Source organism: Streptomyces sp. NPDC006551, from assembly GCF_040611675.1.
Taxonomy (GTDB): domain Bacteria; phylum Actinomycetota; class Actinomycetes; order Streptomycetales; family Streptomycetaceae; genus Streptomyces.
The window spans coordinates 422,890-438,321 of the sequence record NZ_JBEXOT010000001.1; the positions used below are offsets into that span (position 1 = coordinate 422,890).

Here is a 15,432-nt window from a genome sequence, read left to right on the forward strand (position 1 = left end):
AGGCGTCATGACATTCGTACAGATCATCGATTGCAAGACCAGCCGGTTCGACGACATGAACCGGCTCATGGACAAGTGGGTCGAACAGACCCGGGGCAAGCGCACCGCCACCCACAACATCATCGGCAAGGACCGCTCCGACGCCTCCCACTTCGTGGAGATCGTGGAGTTCCCCTCGTACGACGTGGCGATGACGAACTCGCAGCTCCCCGAGACCGACCGGATCTTCCGGGAGATGGTCGCGCTCTGCGACGAGATGCCGACGTTCACCGATCTGGACGTCGTCCGGGACGAGCAGCTGTACAAGGCGACGGCCCGGCGTTTCTTCGAGCTGGCCTCGACCGGGGGCGAGCTGCCACCGCTCGACGAGATCTTCGACGAGGACTTCCACGACCACGATCCCGCCAACGCGCAGGACGTCATCGGCATGGACGCGGTCCGGCGGGAGCTGGACGAGTGGCGGGGCGGCTTCCGGTTCCAGTTCACCGTCGACGACCAGATCGCGGAGGGCGACCGGGTCTGCACCCGCTGGACCTGGAACGCCACGCACACCGGTGACTTCATGGGGATCGAGGCGACCGGCAAGGAGGTCTCGATGTCCGGGACGGTGATCCACCGGTTCCGCGAGGACGGCAAGATCGTCGAGGGATGGTGGCAGTACGACCTGCTCGGGCTGATGGGGCAGCTCGGCGCCGTGGAGGTCTGAACGACGGGAACGACCAGAAAGGCCGGAAAGGCCGGAAAGGCCGGGAAAGACGAGAAGGACGAGAAAGGCCGAGGCCCGGCGCCCCCGTCAGGGGGCACCGGGCCTCAGTGATCAGCTGTGCGAGCGACCGGGTGACGGGGCTCAGTGCGAGTGGCCGTGACCGTGGCCGTGGCCCGCGTCCGCCGACTCCTCTTCCTTCTTCTCCACCACGAGGGTCTCGGTGGTGAGGAGGAGGGAGGCGATCGAGGCGGCGTTCTCCAGCGCGGAGCGCGTGACCTTCACCGGGTCGATGACGCCGGCCTTGACCAGGTCGCCGTACTCGCCGGTCGCGGCGTTGAAGCCGTTGCCCTTCTCCAGCTCCGCCACCTTGGAGGTGATGACGTAGCCCTCGAGGCCGGCGTTCTCGGCGATCCAGCGCAGCGGCTCGACGGCGGCGCGGCGGACGACGGCGACACCGGTGGCCTCGTCGCCCTCCTTGCCGAGGTTGCCCTCGAGGACCTTGACGGCGTGGACCAGAGCGGAGCCACCACCGGAGACGATGCCCTCCTCGACCGCGGCGCGGGTCGCGGAGATGGCGTCCTCCAGACGGTGCTTCTTCTCCTTCAGCTCCACCTCGGTGGCGGCGCCGACCTTGATCACGCACACGCCGCCGGCCAGCTTCGCGAGGCGCTCCTGGAGCTTCTCGCGGTCCCAGTCGGAGTCGGTGGTCTCGATCTCGGCCTTGATCTGGTTGACGCGGCCCTGCACGTCCTCGGAGTTGCCGCCACCGTCGACGATGGTGGTGTCGTCCTTGGTGACGGTGACGCGGCGGGCGGTGCCCAGCACGTCCAGACCGGCCTGGTCGAGCTTGAGGCCGACCTCCTCGGCGATGACGGTGGCACCGGTGAGGGTGGCCATGTCGCCGAGCATCGCCTTGCGGCGGTCACCGAAGCCGGGGGCCTTGACGGCCACGGCGTTGAAGGTGCCACGGATCTTGTTCACGACCAGGGTCGACAGGGCCTCGCCCTCGACGTCCTCGGCGATGATCAGCAGCGGCTTGCTGGCGCCGGCCTGGATGACCTTCTCGAGGAGCGGCAGCATGTCCTGGATCGAGGAGATCTTGCCCTGGTGGATCAGGATGTACGGGTCGTCGAGGACGGCCTCCATACGCTCCTGGTCGGTGACCATGTACGGGGACAGGTAGCCCTTGTCGAAGGCCATGCCCTCGGTGAAGTCGAGCTCCAGGCCGAAGGTGTTGGACTCCTCGACGGTGATGACACCGTCCTTGCCGACCTTGTCCATCGCCTCGGCGATGAGCTCGCCGACCTGCTGGTCCTGCGCGGAGAGGGCGGCCACGGCGGCGATGTCCGACTTGTCGTCGATCGGGCGCGCGGTGGCGAGCAGCTCCTCGGAGACGGCCTTGACGGCGGCGTCGATGCCCTTCTTCAGGGCGGCCGGGGAGGCACCGGCGGCGACGTTGCGCAGACCCTCGCGGACCAGGGCCTGGGCGAGCACGGTGGCGGTGGTGGTGCCGTCACCCGCGATGTCGTTGGTCTTGGTCGCCACCTCCTTCACCAGCTGGGCGCCGAGGTTCTCGTACGGGTCGTCGAGCTCGACCTCGCGGGCGATCGTGACACCGTCGTTGGTGATGGTGGGGGCGCCGAACTTCTTGTCGATGACGACGTTGCGGCCCTTGGGGCCGATCGTCACCTTCACCGTGTCGGCAAGCTTGTTGACGCCGCGCTCAAGGGCGCGACGGGCGTCCTCGTCGAACTTCAGGATCTTCGCCATGGGAGCGGTTCAGCCCTCTCGGATTTCGTGTGTAACGAACCGCGCCCCCGGACGCCCAGTGCGGGGTCAAGGGGCGCAGCTCAAAGCATCTGCTTCGGATACTTCGGTGAATTACTTCTCGATGATCGCGAGCACGTCGCGAGCCGAGAGGACGAGGAACTCCTCGCCGTTGTACTTCACCTCGGTGCCGCCGTACTTGCTGTACAGCACGACATCGCCGACCTTCACGTCGAGCGGCAGGCGCTCGCCGTTCTCGAAGCGGCCCGGACCGACGGCGAGGACGGCGCCCTCCTGGGGCTTCTCCTTCGCGGTGTCCGGGATGACCAGGCCAGAGGCGGTGGTCTGCTCGGCGTCGAGCGGCTGGACCACAATGCGGTCCTCGAGCGGCTTGATGGCAACCTTGGAGCTGGTGGTCGTCACGATCCGACCTCCCCCTTCGGAGATCTCACGGGGTTAACTGTCTGAGGTGGCGACCAGGTGGATCCGTCGTCGCGGGTGCCGGACCTGCCCGTCGCTGTGTTGGCACTCTCCGGTGGGGAGTGCCAGACCTGAGACTATGACTGCGATTAGCACTCGGTCAAGCGGAGTGCCAATTCAGTGCCGTGTGGCGGTTTCGGGAACGGTCCGGCCACGGTCCCCCGGGGCGCCCGCGACCCCCGCCTCGCCCGAGGCGCCCGCCGTGTCCGACGGGCGCGGGGTCATGTGACGCGCCGCCTTGCGGCCCAGGCGTTCGAACGGGTCGACCGACGGGGCGCAGGCCGTCGCGCCCAGCAGCGCGCCGGCCAGGACCAGTCCGGCTGTCAGCCGGCGCGCGGGGGTCACACGTAGTCCTCGAGCCTCGCGACCGCGTAACCCTTGGCCGTGATCGTGCTCATCACTCGGCGGATCATGTCCGGCATCGAGCCCTTCCAGTCCTCCTTGCCCCGGAAGTGGGTGAGCACGATGTCGCCGGGGTGCAGGTCCCGGTCCCATTCACGCCACTCCATCCGGTCCGGGAACGCCTCCGAGGCCCACAGCGGAACCGCCTTCACCCCGCACGCCTTGGCCGCGCGCAAGGTGTTCTCGTTGTAGTTCCCGTACGGCGGCCGGAAGAGCGACGGCCGCTTCCCGTACCGCTTCTGGATGGTGTCCTGCATCCCGCAGATCTCCCGCTTCTGCGCCGTGTACGAAAGCCCGGGCATGTAACGGTGGTTGAGGGTGTGGTTGTGCAGGGAGACACCGGCGTCCTGCATCTTCTTGAAGTAGCCGTAGTCCTCCTTGACCAGGTAGTCGCTGAGGAAGGCGCTGTACGGGATCCGCAGCTCGCTCATCATCCGCAGCAGCTCGGGGTCCTTCTCCGCGCCGTCGTCGATCGTCAGGAAGACGACCTTCTCCTTGGTCGGCACGGTGGTGAAAACGGGCGGCAGGCCCTCGCCGTCGGTCTCGAACCCCTTGCGGGTGGTGATCTTCGGCTTGACGGCGGGCGGCGCCGGAGCCTCCAGCGGGGGCCGGTCGAGCCCCCACTTCTTGGCCGCGAGCACCCGGGCGGCCCGCTGCTTGCGGATCTTCTCGACGTACGCGTTGAGGGCGCCGGACGCGCCCTGCGGCTGCCCCTGGGGCTGACCGGGGGCGGGCCTCCCCTGCGCGCCCGGGCCGCCGCCGGAGCCGTCGGAGGGCGCCGCGCAGGCCGAGGCGACGGCGGCGACGAGCAGCGCCGTGGCCACCGCCCTCCGCGGGTGACGCACGCCCCGGGGCTTTTCATACCGGAGACCCATTTGCTCTGTTTGTCGTACTAGCTGCATGGCGCCGCATCCTGTCAGCGCCGAGCTTCTCCGCCCCGGCGACACCGCCGCGCCACGCGCACCATCCCCCGGCCGGCCCACAGGCGGCCAGGCACCACAATGGGGCGGGTGACCGACCTCGCCGCCTTCACCGCCCTGCTCACCCCCGAGGGCCAGACCCTGCTCGCCGCCCTGCGCGACCACGACCCCGCCCAGGAACTTGCGGTCGTCTCCCGGCTGCGCCGGGACCATCCGGCCGAGCTGGTCACGGCGGCCGTCGGGCAGGCCAGGCTCCGGCAGCGCGCGGTGGCGAAGTTCGGCGCGGACGACGCGTACCGGATGTACTTCACGCCCCACGGCGTGGAGCAGTCCACCCGGGCGACCGTCGGGGCCTACCGGGCCCGCCGGTTCAGGGAGCTCGGCGTCCGCTCCGTCGCCGACCTGTGCGGCGGCATCGGCGGGGACGCCATCGCCTTCGCCCGTGCCGGGATCTCGGTCCTCGCCGTGGACCGCGACCCGCTGACCGCCGCGGCCGCCCGTGCGAACGCCGCCGCGCTCGGGCTCGACGAGCTGATCGAGGTCCGCTGCGCGGACGTCACGGAGATCGACACGACCCCTTACGACGCGGTCTTCGTCGACCCGGCGCGGCGCGGCGGGCGGGGCAGGATCTTCGACCCGGAGGCATACTCGCCGCCGCTCTCCTGGGCGATCGAGGCCGCACGCCGGGCCCCGCACGCGGCACTGAAGATCGCCCCCGGTGTGCCGCACGAGGCCGTCCCGGAGGACGCGGAGGCGGAGTGGATCTCGGACGGCGGCGACGTGAAGGAGGCGGTGCTGTGGTTCGGCACGTCTCCCGGCGCCGTCCGCGCCACCCTCCTGCCCTCCGGCGCCGGCCTGACCGGCCGCGGCCTGCCCGACCCCGCCGTCCGCCCGGTCGGCCGCTACCTCTACGAGCCGGACGGCGCCGTCATCCGCGCCCACCTGGTCGCCGAGGTCGCCGAGACGCTGGACGGCGGCCTGATCGACGAGACGATCGCCTACGTCACGGCGGACGCGCTCGTCCCGACCCCCTACGCCACCGCGTACGAGATCACCGACCGGCTGCCCTTCAACCTCAAGAAGCTGAAGGCTCTGCTGCGTGAGCGCGAGGTGGGCACCCTGACGGTGAAGAAGCGCGGCTCGGCCGTCGAGCCCGAGGAGCTGCGCCGCAAGATCAAGCCGAAGGGTCCGCACTCCGCCACGGTCTTCCTCACCCGTGTCGCGGGCGCCCCGACGATGCTGATCGGCCGGCCGGCGCGTTGACCGGCGCGCCCCTCCACGACGAGCCCTTTCCCGAACTGCTCGGGAATCCGACCCAGGTGGCCGTCAGCGCCGACGAGCGGTGGATCGCGGTCAGCTCGGTGGCGCACCTCCGGAGCCGGGTGGCCGTCTACCGGGCCGCCGACCTCTCCTGCGCGCACCTGCTGACGTTCACGATGGACGCGGCCCCCGAGACGGTGCTCTTCACCGTCGACGCGCCCCTCGGCCGGGCGGTGTACGTCGCCGACGCCGCGGGCCCCGCGCTGCTGCACGGAGAGACGGAGCTGGTCCGCCGGGCCTTCCCCGCCGGGGACGTCCTCTGGAGCCGGCCCCTGCACACCGAGGTCCTCGACCTCGACGCGCACGCCGGTGTCGTGCACGCCCTGTGCGCCGACGACACCCTCGTCTCGGTCGACACCACCGACGGGACCGTCCTCGGCCGGCGCCCCCTGCCCCCGTACGGACCGCTCTCGCTGCACGCGGCCCCCGACGGCACGGTCATCGTCGGCACCTCGGCCGGGCAGATCCTGCGCTACTGAACCCCTGTTCCCCGGGCGCGACCGAGGAGGAGTTCGCGCTCCCGCTCGTTGCGGGTGAGCGCGGCCGCCCGCTCGAACTCCGCACGGGCCTCCTCGGACCGCCCGAGGCGCGCCAGCAGGTCTCCTCGCACGCTCGGCAGCAAGTGGTAGCCCGCCAGCGCGGGTCCGTCGCTCAGCGCGTCGACGAGCGCGAGCCCGGCCTCCGGGCCCTCGGCCATCGAGACGGCGACCGCCCTGTTCAACTCGACCACCGGGGAAGGCGCGACGGCCGCCAGCCGGCCGTACAGGGCGGCGATGGTCCGCCAGTCCGTCTCCTCGTACGTCAGCGCCTTCGCGTGGCAGGCGGCGATGGCCGCCTGCAGGGCGTACGGCCCGTACGTGCCGCCCTCCGCGGCCCGCTCCAGCGAGGCGAACCCCCGCAGGATCATCAGCCGGTTCCAGCGGCTCCGGTTCTGGTCGGCGAGGAGGACCGGCTCCCCGTCCGGCCCCGTCCGCGCCGCCGTGCGGGACGCCTGGATCTCCAACAGGGCGGCCAGCCCGTGGACTTCGCCCTCCTTGGGCATCAGCCCGGCGAGCACCCGGGCCAGCCGCAGCGCGTCCTCGCAGAGCGCCGGCCGCAGCAGGTCGTCGCCCGCCGTGGCCGCGTAACCCTCGTTGAAGATCAGGTAGATGACGTCGAGGACGGAGCCGAGCCGGGCCGCCCGCTCCTCCCCGTACGGCACTTCGAACTCGACGCCCGCCTTCGCCAGGGTCCGCTTGGCCCGCACGATCCGCTGGGCGACCGTCGGCTCCGGTACGAGGAAGGCGCGGGCGATCTCGTCCGTGCGCAGTCCGCCGACCAGCCGCAGGGTCAGTGCGGTGCGCGCCTCGGCGGAGAGCACGGGGTGGCAGGCGGTGAAGATCAGCCGCAGCAGATCGTCGTCGATGTCCCCGGGGCCGGAGGGCTCGGGGTCGTACGACTCCTCCGCCAGCTCGCGGCCCGCCTCCGCGAGCTTGCGGGCGTACGTCTCCCGGCGCCGCACGAGGTCGACCGCGCGGTTCTTGGCGGCGGCCGTCAGCCAGGCGCCCGGCCGGTCCGGGACCCCCGTCGCCGGCCACTGCTCCAGCGCGGCGACGAGCGTGTCCTGGGCGATCTCCTCGGCGATACCGACGTCACGGACGATCCTCGCCGCGGCGGCGATGATCCGTGGCGACTCCATCCGGAAGACGGTGTCGAGTGTGCTGTGCACTGTCACGGTTCACATGACAGCACAGCCTCCCGCCGTCAGCCCTCGTCGAGCTGGCGCACCTCGCAGGTGACGGTCCACTGCTCCGGGTGGATCTCCAGGAAGCGCTTGGCCCACTCCAGCGCCTCGGCCTTGTCCTTGCACTGCATCATGGCGTAACCACCGACGACCTCCTTCGTCTCGGTGAAGGGTCCGTCGGTGTAGCTGAGCCTGCCGCCGGACCAGGTCACCCTGGTGCCTTCGGAGGTCGGCTTGAGTCCGGCCGTGTCCAGCATGACGCCGGCCTTGGTGATCTCCTCGAAGAGCGCTTCCATCCGCTCGCCGAAATCGGCCGGGGCCTCCTCCATGGCGAAGGCGTTCTCCTCGATGCGGATCAGCGACATGAAGCGGGGCATGGTGACTCCTCGGTGTGCGACGACGGGGCCGTTCCCCGCCTCTCACTCTTACGTCGAACGGGCGCCGCCCGCATCGACACGGCGAGGAGAGAATTTTCAGACGTAGTCCTCCAGGCGGGCCACGGTGAAGCCCTGGTCCTGGATGTGCCGGAGCATGTTGGCCGTCATCTCGGTCATCGTCGTGCCCTTGAGCTCGGCCGGGCCGCGGAAGTGGGCCAGGATGATGTCGCCGGGGCGCAGCTTCCCGTCCCCGCGCTGGTACTGCATGTTCGTGATCTGCATCGATTCGCGCCACAGCACGATCGCGTCCACCCCGCAGGTGCCGGCGGCGGCGCGGGTGTCCTCGTTCCAGTTGCCGTAGGGCGGGCGGAAGAGCCGCGGGGCCGTCCCGTACTCCTTCGCCAGCTTCGTCTGCTGTCCGCATATCTCCCGCTGCTGGGCGGCCCGGCCGAGGGTGCGCAGGTTGGGGTGGGTGAGGGTGTGGTTGGCGACGCCGTTGCCGAGGGCGGCGAGCGGCTCGAAGTACGCGTAGTCGGTGCGGATCGCCGAGTCGGTGAGGAACATCGTCACCGGGACCTTGAGATCCTTCATCATCTCCACGAACCGAGGGTCCTTCTCGGCACCGTCGTCGACGGTGATGAAGACGATCTTCTCGGTCGTCGGTATCTCGCTGATGACCGGCACGGGGCTGCCCGGGGGCCGCTCGACCGGCTTGACGGCGGGCGGCTCCGGCGGGGCGGCGAAGGGCTTGAGCCCCCACTTCCGGTACGCGGCGGCCGCTTCGGCCGCCTGGTCGGGGGCCGCGCCCGGGCCCCCGGGCGCCTTGTTCCCGGCCGAGGGCGTCGCCGAGGGGGCCGTACGCGGGGCGGCGTCGGCGCCCGACGTGCACCCCGTCACGAGCAGGGCGGCGACGGTCAGCACCGCCCACGCCACGATCTTCTTGTCCACGCCGTGTTTGATGCGGGTTCCGGCTAGGAGGTTGCTCCCGTGTCCACGGAGACCGATTCGAAGCGCCAGCGGTGCACCGGGCGGGTGACCAGGTCCCCGGTCGGCTCGGGCAGTTCGGGCGGATCCGCGCCGACGGCTGCGTCCCACCAGGTCAGCACGAGGACGCGGTCCTGCTCGGCGCGGAAGGTCTCACGGCGCAGCGGCGCGTACGGCAGGGTCTGCGCCCGTGCCCACTCCAGGAGTTCGGCGCCACGGCCCTCGACCGCCCGCGCCTCCCACATGAGCGTCACGGTCGTCACGGGTACAGGTTCTCCTTGCTGACCTCGTGCACATGGTCGTGGCCGTGGTCGCCTGGCACGTGCGGGTCCGTCACCGGGAGGGACGAGTCCGCGGACAGCTCCAGGTCGGAGGCCGGCCGGTTGCGCGCCACCATCTCGGCGCCGAGCGCCGCGACCATCGCGCCGTTGTCCGTGCACAGCCCCGGCCTCGGCACCCGCAGCCGGATGCCCGCCCGCTCGCATCGCTCCTCGGCCAGCGCCCGCAGCCGCGAGTTGGCCGCCACGCCGCCGCCGATCATCAGGTGGTCGACGCCCTCGTCCTTGCAAGCGCGGACGGCCTTGCGGGTCAGCACGTCGACGACCGCCTCCTGGAAGGACGCCGCCACGTCCCGTACCGGCACCTCCTCGCCCGCCGCCCGCTTCGCCTCGATCCAGCGGGCCACGGCCGTCTTCAGCCCGGAGAAGGAGAAGTCGTACGCGGGGTCCTTGGCGCCGCTCAGGCCGCGCGGGAAGGCGATCGCGTTCGGATCTCCCTCCCGGGCCAGCCGGTCGATGACCGGGCCGCCGGGGAAGCCGAGGTCGAGCACGCGCGCGATCTTGTCGAAGGCCTCGCCGGCCGCGTCGTCGATCGTGGCGCCCATCGGCCGCACGTCGGCGGTGATGTCGGGCGCGAGCAGCAGCGAGGAGTGGCCGCCGGAGACGAGGAGCGCCATCGTCGGCTCGGGCAGCGGGCCGTGCTCCAGCTGGTCGACGCAGATGTGCGAGGCGAGGTGGTTCACGCCGTAGAGCGGCTTGTTCAGGGCGTACGCGTAGGCCTTGGCGGCCGACACACCGACGAGCAGGGCACCGGCCAGGCCGGGGCCGGCCGTGACCGCGATGCCGTCGAGGTCCTTCGCGGAGACCCCGGCCTCCTTCAGGGCGCGCTCGATGGTCGGGACCATCGCCTCCAGGTGGGCGCGGGAGGCGATCTCCGGCACCACTCCGCCGTAGCGCGCGTGGGTGTCCACGCTGGACGCGACGGCGTCGGCGAGCAGGGTCGTGCCCCGCACGATGCCGACGCCGGTCTCGTCGCAGGAGGTCTCGATGCCGAGTACGAGCGGTTCGTCAGCAGCCATCAGTCAGTCGTCTCTGTTCCTTGAACGGTCAATCGCATGACAAGCGCGTCCACGTTGCCGGGCTGGTAGTAGCCGCGCCGGAAGCCGATGGGCTCGAAGCCGAAACGCTCGTACAGCTTCTGGGCCCGGGTGTTGTCCACCCGTACCTCCAGCAGCACCTCGTCGCACTCGAAGGCGGTGGCGTGCTGGAGCAGATCGGTGAGCAGCCGGGCGCCGAGCCCGGTTCCCCACTGGTCGCGGGCGACGGCGATCGTCTGGACGTCGCCGAGGCCGCCGGCCGCGGCGAGCCCCGCGTAGCCGACGAGCCGGCCGCCGGCCTCCGCGACGACGTAGCGGCGGGTGGCGCGCGGGCCGCGCGCGTGCGCGAGCTCCGACCAGAACATCCCCTCGGACCAGGCGTCCTCGGGGAAGAGCTCGTGTTCGAGTGCGAGCACGGGCTCGATGTCCCACCAGCGCATCTCCCGCAGCACGGCGGCGGTCACGGCGGTCACTTCGGGGTGACCACCTTGTAGTTCTTGGGCACCTGGGCGTCGGGGCGGCGCAGGTACATGGGCAGCGGGTCGAGGAAGTCCGTGCTCCCGGCCGCCAGCTTCTCGGCCGCGAGGGCGGCGAGCGCCGCGGCGGACTGGTGCTCGGGGTCGCGGGCGTCGGTGAACACCTCGGGGTAGAGGCGGGCTCCGGCGCCGACCGCCGGCAGGCCGGCGACGTCCCGGGCGATGTCGGCGGGCCGGTCGACGGCCGCGTCGGTCACCCGCGTACGGCGGTCGTCGTACCGGGCCCAGTAGACCTCCTTGCGGCGGGCGTCCGTCGCGACGACGAACGGCTCGTCGATCCCGGAGGCGTAGGCGAGCCCGTCCAGCGTGCACAGACCGTGCACCGGGACGCCGAGCGCGGAGGAGAAAGTGGCGGCGGTGACCAGACCGACCCGCAGTCCGGTGTACGGCCCCGGGCCGACCCCGACGACGACACCGGTGACGGCGTCGAGCTTCAGCCCGGCCTCCTTCATGACCCGGTCGACGGCGGGGAGCAGCAGCTCCCCGTGGCGACGGGCGTCGACCTGGCGCGACTCGGCGACGACGGAGTCGCCGTCGTGGAGGGCGACGGTGACGGCGGGCGTGGCGGTATCCATGGCGAGCAAGAGCACGCGAACAGCCTACGGCTCCCGGCCACCGGGCACGGCGCCCCGTACCGCCGGTCCGCTGCTGCTACCGTCGCCTCGAACAGGACATGGGGGAACCACCCGGGCCGAAGGCTCCGGGAGAGAAAGGTGGCACGGGTGGGTAGGAGCAGCTCGGGATTCGTGGCCGGGCTCACCGCGGCGGCCGTCGCCGCGGTCGCCTTCCTCGCCTATCAGGCGTCGGCGAACGCCCCGGCCGATGTGTCGGCGAAGCCGCGGACGCCGAGCGCGGCACCGTCGGCGGCGACGACCGGCGGCCCCGCGAAGCCGGTCAGGGACCCGCTGGCCGTCCCGGGGAACTCGGGCACGGGCGCGCGCGTCGTGTACGCGCTGTCCGAGCGGCGGGTCTGGCTGGTGGACGAGAAGAACCAGGCCACGCACACCTTCTCGGTGATGCCGAGCACGGTCCATCCGGTCCCCGGGGCGTACCGCGTGACCTCGCGCTCGGCCAGTGTGAAGGGCTCGGACGGGGTGCGGATCGAGCACGTGGTGCGGTTCACGACCGTCGAGGACGTCACGATCGGTTTCAGCGCGGCGGTCGACGGCTCGCTGCCGACGCCGGATCCCGTACGGAAGACCGGCGGCATTCGGATGAAGCGGGCGGACGGCGACGCGCTGTGGGCCTTCGCCACCATCGGCGCGAAGGTCGTCGTCGTCGCGTAGCCGCTCGCGTTCGCCGTCGCACGCCGGGCCTCGCGCTTGCCGCGCGGCGGCTCGCGCCTGCCGTCGCGCGAACGGCCGCGCGCGGCGGAATCGCCCGTACGGGTTACGCGGCCTCGGGCCGGACCGCGCGCTCCTGTTCGATCTCACCGACCTCGTCGATCTCCGGCTCGGCCTGTGGCTCCGCCTGCCGCTCGCGCGGCGGAGTCGACACCGCGTCGGCGGCGGCGCAGGACGCCAGCAGATCGCTCATCGAGATCCGGTCCGCTGCGCGTGCCCGCTCTGGCGTCGCCATGGTTGCCTCCCGTAGGTTAGGTACACCTAACCAGCTCGTGCCTCCATGTCACCACGGCTCGTAGGACCGATGCAACATCTTCCCGACACCTTGTCGGAACCTACGGACGTTCCCCGCCCGTTCCTCCGCTCCGCCCGCCGAGCCGCCGTCACCCGAGTCCGAGGTCAGCCGAGTCCGAGGTCCTCGCCTGCCCAGCGGTCGCCGATCCCGCGCAGCACGACCGTGCGCCGGTCGTCGTCCGTGTCCCCGACGACGCGGTGGATCAGCACGTGCAACCGGTCGTCCGTCAGGTCCTCTACCTTGCCGTCGCCCCACTCCACGACGACCACCGACTCGGGCAGCGAGACATCGAGGTCGAGGTCCTCCATCTCGTCCAGGCCGCCGCCGAGGCGGTACGCGTCGACGTGGACCAGGGCCGGGCCGCCGACCAGGGACGGGTGGACGCGCGCGATGACGAAGGTCGGCGAGGTGACGGCGCCGCGCACCCCGAGGCCCTCGCCCAGGCCGCGGGTGAGTGTCGTCTTTCCGGCGCCGAGCTCGCCGGTGAGCATCACGAGGTCACCGGGGCGGAGGAGTTTCGCGAGGCGGCGGCCGATCTCCTGCATGCGTTCGGGGGAGTCGACGTCGAGCGTGGCTGCGTTGTGCGGTGCTTCCATACGGGCCAACTTAGCCGTTGCCCGAGCCCGCCTTCGCGCCCGTCGCCGCCGGGACCGCGCCGACCCGGGCGAGGAGGTCCGCCAGCCGGTCGGTGACCGCCTCGGGGTGCTCCAGCATGACCAGATGGCCGCCGTCGGGGACGATGACCAGCTCGCTGTCCGGCAGCAGATCGGCGATGGCCTCGGTGTGCGAGCTGGGCGTGACGAGGTCGCGGTCACCGGCCAGTGCGAGCACGGGGACCTCGCGGAAGACCGGGAGCACGTGCGCCCTGTCGTGCTCGGCGAAGGCCGGATAGAACTCGGCGACCACGTCGATCGGGGTCGCCTCGATCATCCGCTCCGCGAACCGGGCGACCGCCGGATCCACGTCCTTCGAGGAGAACGAGTACTTCTTGATGAGCCCGGCGAACAGGTCTGCGGTGGCCCTGCGGCCCCGCTCCACCAGCTCCGCCCGCGAGCCGAGGGCCTTCAGCACGCCGGGCAGCACGCGCCGCACGGCGTTGACCCCCGCTATCGGCAGGCCGTAGTTCACCTCGCCGAGCTTGCCGCAGGAGGTCCCGACGAAGGCGACGCCGACGACCCGTTCGCGGATCAGCTCGGGGTACCGCTCGGCGAGCGCCATGATCGTCATGCCGCCCATCGAGTGCCCGACCAGGACCAGCGGCCCCTCGGGCGCGGCCGCGTCGATGACGGCCTTCAGATCACGGCCCAGCTGGTCGATGGAGACGGGTACGCCGTCGGGCCCGGACTGGGCGGCCCCGCGGCCCGAGCGCCCATGACTGCGCTGGTCCCAGTGGACGGTGCGGACCAGTCCGCGCAGGGCCGCCCGCTGGAAGTGCCAGGAGTCCTGGCCGAGGCAGTACCCGTGGCTGAACACGACCGTGACGGGGGCGGGCGCCTTGCGGCCGAAGAGGCGCCGTTTGCGCGGGGCGCCGGCCTCCGGGTCCACCTCGTCGATCTCGTAGTACAGCTCGGTGGTGTCGTCGGCGATCGCCTTGCCGGGGGTGCCGCGCAGGGAGCCGTAGGGGCCGGAGGCGTCGAGCGCGAGCCGCGCCTTCTGCCGCATGCCGCGCCCGACCGTGAGCCGCTCGATCGCGACGCCCGCGGCCGCGCCGGCCGCGAGGACGCCCAGCGCGGCACCGGCGACCCCGGCACGGCGCCAGGTGTCGTTACTGGACTCGCTCACTCCCGCTCCCTGATGACTCGTACCGCTCGTTGCCGGTCGTCCCACCCGTTCAGGTAGACGCGCGGGGCACGCCTACCCGTTCAGGTAGACGCGCGGGACGCGCGCGCCGATGCGTGTGACGATCTCGTACGCGATGGTGTCGGCGGCCACGGCCCAGTCCTCGGCGGTCGGCTCCCCCCGGTCGCCGGGGCCGAAGAGCACCGCCTCCGCGCCGGGCTCGACGGTGTCACGGCCCAGGTCGACCACGAACTGGTCCATGGCGACCCGGCCGGCCACCCGGCGGACCCGGTCGCCGACGAGCACGGGCCCGCGCCCGGAGGCGTGGCGCGGGACCCCGTCGGCGTAGCCGAGGGGCACGAGCCCGAGGTGGGTCTCGTCCTCGGTGACGTAGTGGTGTCCATAACTGACGCCGTGCCCGGCCGGGACCTGCTTGACCAGGGCGATGCTCGCCTTGAGCGACATCACGGGCCGCAGGCCGAAGTCGGCGGGGGTGCCGAGCTCGGGGCTGGGCGAGACGCCGTACATGGCGATGCCGGGCCGGACGAGGTCGAAGTGGGCCTCCGGGAGGGTGAGGGTGGCCGGCGAGTTGGCGATGTGCCGGACCTCGGGCTCGACGCCGGCCTTCTCGGCGTACTCCAGCATCGTGTGGAAGACGTCGAGCTGGGAGGCGATGGAGGGGTGGCCGGGCTCGTCGGCGCAGGCGAAGTGCGACCAGAGGCCGGTGATCCGGACCAGGCCCTGGCCCTCGGCCTTCAGGGCCTCGCCGACGAGCTGGGGCCAGTCGGCTGGCTGGCAGCCGTTACGGCCGAGTCCGGTGTCGGCCTTGAGCTGGACGCGCGCCCGCTTCCCGGTGGCGCGCGCCGCTTCGACGACCTCCCGCAGGGCCCACAGGCCGCTGACGGACATGTCGAGACCGGCCTCGATGCCGTCGGCCCACGGGTCGCCGGGGGTCCACAGCCAGCACATCACCCGGGCGTCCGCCTCCGTGATGCCGGCCGCGCGCAGGGCGAGCGCCTCGTGCGGGGTGGCGGTGCCGAGCCAGGTGGCGCCCGCTTCGAGGGCGGCGCGGGCGCAGCGTACGGCGCCGTGTCCGTACGCGTCCGCCTTGACCACGGCCATGACCTGGGCGTGGGGCGCGACGCGGGCGCGCAGCGTGCGGACGTTCGCACGCAGCGCACCGAGGTCGATCTCGGCGCGGGCTCGGCGGGGCGGCGGTGTCTCAGTCATCGCGCCCAGTCTCTCAGGTGTCGGCCCCCGGGCCGATTTCCCCGGATGTAGACCCGGTCACCCTGGGCGCGGGAAGTCCCCGAGCTTCGTGGGCGGGGCCGAGAGGGACGCGGCGGCGGCCACCGGTGGGCGTGCCGGCCCGCCCGCCCAACCCCACGCGCGTGCTTACGCCTTGGGCCGCCCCACGCGCGTGCT

Annotated in this window: 19 protein-coding genes; 4 read left to right on the plus strand and 15 right to left on the minus strand. The window is 71.9% G+C overall.

Annotation, left to right across the window (positions count from 1 at the left end):
* Positions 1–7: 7 nt before the first annotated feature.
* Positions 8–706: an ester cyclase gene (locus tag ABZY12_RS01800; protein ID WP_356886030.1), complete on the plus strand. Its 699-nt coding sequence runs from the start codon at positions 8–10 to the stop codon at positions 704–706.
* A gap of 141 nt (positions 707–847) precedes the next feature.
* Here ABZY12_RS01800 and groL read toward each other — a convergent pair whose 3' ends face one another.
* The 4 genes from groL to ABZY12_RS01820 all read right to left on the minus strand — a co-directional run bounded on the left by groL (position 848) and on the right by ABZY12_RS01820 (position 4,230).
* Positions 848–2,476, minus strand: coding sequence for a chaperonin GroEL (gene groL, locus ABZY12_RS01805; RefSeq protein ID WP_356886032.1), 1,629 nt, complete (start codon positions 2,474–2,476; stop codon positions 848–850).
* 111 nt (positions 2,477–2,587) lie between these two features.
* Complete coding sequence (gene groES / locus ABZY12_RS01810) at positions 2,588–2,896, minus strand: co-chaperone GroES (protein WP_057584642.1); 309 nt, start codon at positions 2,894–2,896, stop codon at positions 2,588–2,590.
* Between the two features lie 174 nt (positions 2,897–3,070).
* The gene (locus tag ABZY12_RS01815; RefSeq protein WP_356886034.1) at positions 3,071–3,298 is read right to left on the minus strand and encodes a hypothetical protein; all 228 of its coding nucleotides are present in this window, start codon (positions 3,296–3,298) and stop codon (positions 3,071–3,073) included.
* Entirely contained in the window at positions 3,295–4,230 is a 936-nt protein-coding gene (locus ABZY12_RS01820; protein WP_356886036.1) for a polysaccharide deacetylase family protein, read from the minus strand. The genes ABZY12_RS01815 and ABZY12_RS01820 overlap by 4 nt, the downstream gene beginning before the upstream one ends.
* A gap of 126 nt (positions 4,231–4,356) precedes the next feature.
* Between ABZY12_RS01820 and ABZY12_RS01825 the strand changes: the two genes are divergently transcribed.
* Both ABZY12_RS01825 and ABZY12_RS01830 read left to right on the plus strand, forming a co-directional pair.
* Positions 4,357–5,538, plus strand: a complete 1,182-nt coding sequence (locus ABZY12_RS01825) for a class I SAM-dependent methyltransferase (RefSeq protein WP_356886038.1) — start codon at positions 4,357–4,359, stop codon at positions 5,536–5,538.
* Positions 5,535–6,074: a hypothetical protein gene (locus ABZY12_RS01830; protein ID WP_356886040.1), complete on the plus strand. Its 540-nt coding sequence runs from the start codon at positions 5,535–5,537 to the stop codon at positions 6,072–6,074. Before ABZY12_RS01825 ends, ABZY12_RS01830 begins: the two co-directional genes overlap by 4 nt.
* Here ABZY12_RS01830 and ABZY12_RS01835 read toward each other — a convergent pair.
* The 7 genes from ABZY12_RS01835 to tsaB form a co-directional block, all read right to left on the minus strand.
* Positions 6,068–7,309: an RNA polymerase sigma factor gene (locus ABZY12_RS01835; protein WP_356886042.1), complete on the minus strand. Its 1,242-nt coding sequence runs from the start codon at positions 7,307–7,309 to the stop codon at positions 6,068–6,070. The two genes, ABZY12_RS01830 and ABZY12_RS01835, sit on opposite strands and share 7 nt — an antisense overlap.
* 29 nt (positions 7,310–7,338) lie before the next feature.
* The gene (locus ABZY12_RS01840; protein WP_356886044.1) at positions 7,339–7,695 is read right to left on the minus strand and encodes a YciI family protein; all 357 of its coding nucleotides are present in this window, start codon (positions 7,693–7,695) and stop codon (positions 7,339–7,341) included.
* A gap of 96 nt (positions 7,696–7,791) precedes the next feature.
* On the minus strand, positions 7,792–8,643 hold the full coding sequence (locus tag ABZY12_RS01845; protein ID WP_356886046.1) for a polysaccharide deacetylase family protein: 852 nt from the start codon (positions 8,641–8,643) through the stop codon (positions 7,792–7,794).
* Positions 8,644–8,666: 23 nt separating this feature from the next.
* Positions 8,667–8,924, minus strand: a complete 258-nt coding sequence (locus ABZY12_RS01850; protein ID WP_356886282.1) for a hypothetical protein — start codon at positions 8,922–8,924, stop codon at positions 8,667–8,669.
* A 14-nt stretch (positions 8,925–8,938) separates the two neighbouring features.
* On the minus strand, positions 8,939–10,036 hold the full coding sequence (tsaD, locus tag ABZY12_RS01855) for a tRNA (adenosine(37)-N6)-threonylcarbamoyltransferase complex transferase subunit TsaD (RefSeq protein WP_356886048.1): 1,098 nt from the start codon (positions 10,034–10,036) through the stop codon (positions 8,939–8,941).
* Positions 10,036–10,494, minus strand: coding sequence for a ribosomal protein S18-alanine N-acetyltransferase (rimI, locus tag ABZY12_RS01860; protein WP_356886284.1), 459 nt, complete (start codon positions 10,492–10,494; stop codon positions 10,036–10,038). Before rimI ends, tsaD begins: the two co-directional genes overlap by 1 nt.
* 29 nt (positions 10,495–10,523) lie before the next feature.
* On the minus strand, positions 10,524–11,180 hold the full coding sequence (tsaB, locus tag ABZY12_RS01865) for a tRNA (adenosine(37)-N6)-threonylcarbamoyltransferase complex dimerization subunit type 1 TsaB (protein WP_356886050.1): 657 nt from the start codon (positions 11,178–11,180) through the stop codon (positions 10,524–10,526).
* A gap of 156 nt (positions 11,181–11,336) precedes the next feature.
* Between tsaB and ABZY12_RS01870 the strand changes: the two genes are divergently transcribed.
* Positions 11,337–11,876, plus strand: coding sequence for a hypothetical protein (locus ABZY12_RS01870; protein ID WP_356886286.1), 540 nt, complete (start codon positions 11,337–11,339; stop codon positions 11,874–11,876).
* A gap of 103 nt (positions 11,877–11,979) precedes the next feature.
* On the opposite strand, the gene ABZY12_RS01875 is transcribed toward ABZY12_RS01870, so the two are convergent.
* From ABZY12_RS01875 to alr, 4 genes are all read right to left on the minus strand, one after another.
* Positions 11,980–12,168, minus strand: a complete 189-nt coding sequence (locus ABZY12_RS01875; protein ID WP_356886052.1) for a hypothetical protein — start codon at positions 12,166–12,168, stop codon at positions 11,980–11,982.
* A 164-nt stretch (positions 12,169–12,332) separates the two neighbouring features.
* Entirely contained in the window at positions 12,333–12,824 is a 492-nt protein-coding gene (gene tsaE, locus ABZY12_RS01880) for a tRNA (adenosine(37)-N6)-threonylcarbamoyltransferase complex ATPase subunit type 1 TsaE (protein WP_356886054.1), read from the minus strand.
* Positions 12,825–12,834: 10 nt separating this feature from the next.
* Entirely contained in the window at positions 12,835–14,010 is a 1,176-nt protein-coding gene (locus tag ABZY12_RS01885) for an alpha/beta hydrolase (protein ID WP_356886056.1), read from the minus strand.
* Positions 14,011–14,082: 72 nt separating this feature from the next.
* On the minus strand, positions 14,083–15,237 hold the full coding sequence (alr, locus tag ABZY12_RS01890) for an alanine racemase (RefSeq protein WP_356886058.1): 1,155 nt from the start codon (positions 15,235–15,237) through the stop codon (positions 14,083–14,085).
* Between the last annotated feature and the right edge of the window lie 195 nt (positions 15,238–15,432).

What these genes read in the sequence shown, in the direction of transcription:
- ABZY12_RS01800 (WP_356886030.1), top strand. Translation starts at nt 8, where the DNA reads ATGACATTCGTACAGATCATCGATTGCAAGACCAGCCGGTTCGACGAC.
- groL (WP_356886032.1), bottom strand. Translation starts at nt 2,476, where the DNA reads ATGGCGAAGATCCTGAAGTTCGACGAGGACGCCCGTCGCGCCCTTGAG.
- ABZY12_RS01820 (WP_356886036.1), bottom strand. Translation starts at nt 4,230, where the DNA reads ATGGGTCTCCGGTATGAAAAGCCCCGGGGCGTGCGTCACCCGCGGAGG.
- ABZY12_RS01825 (WP_356886038.1), top strand. Translation starts at nt 4,357, where the DNA reads ATGGGGCGGGTGACCGACCTCGCCGCCTTCACCGCCCTGCTCACCCCC.
- ABZY12_RS01840 (WP_356886044.1), bottom strand. Translation starts at nt 7,695, where the DNA reads ATGCCCCGCTTCATGTCGCTGATCCGCATCGAGGAGAACGCCTTCGCC.
- ABZY12_RS01850 (WP_356886282.1), bottom strand. Translation starts at nt 8,924, where the DNA reads ATGTGGGAGGCGCGGGCGGTCGAGGGCCGTGGCGCCGAACTCCTGGAG.
- tsaD (WP_356886048.1), bottom strand. Translation starts at nt 10,036, where the DNA reads ATGGCTGCTGACGAACCGCTCGTACTCGGCATCGAGACCTCCTGCGAC.
- rimI (WP_356886284.1), bottom strand. Translation starts at nt 10,494, where the DNA reads ATGCGCTGGTGGGACATCGAGCCCGTGCTCGCACTCGAACACGAGCTC.
- ABZY12_RS01875 (WP_356886052.1), bottom strand. Translation starts at nt 12,168, where the DNA reads ATGGCGACGCCAGAGCGGGCACGCGCAGCGGACCGGATCTCGATGAGC.
- tsaE (WP_356886054.1), bottom strand. Translation starts at nt 12,824, where the DNA reads ATGGAAGCACCGCACAACGCAGCCACGCTCGACGTCGACTCCCCCGAA.
- alr (WP_356886058.1), bottom strand. Translation starts at nt 15,237, where the DNA reads ATGACTGAGACACCGCCGCCCCGCCGAGCCCGCGCCGAGATCGACCTC.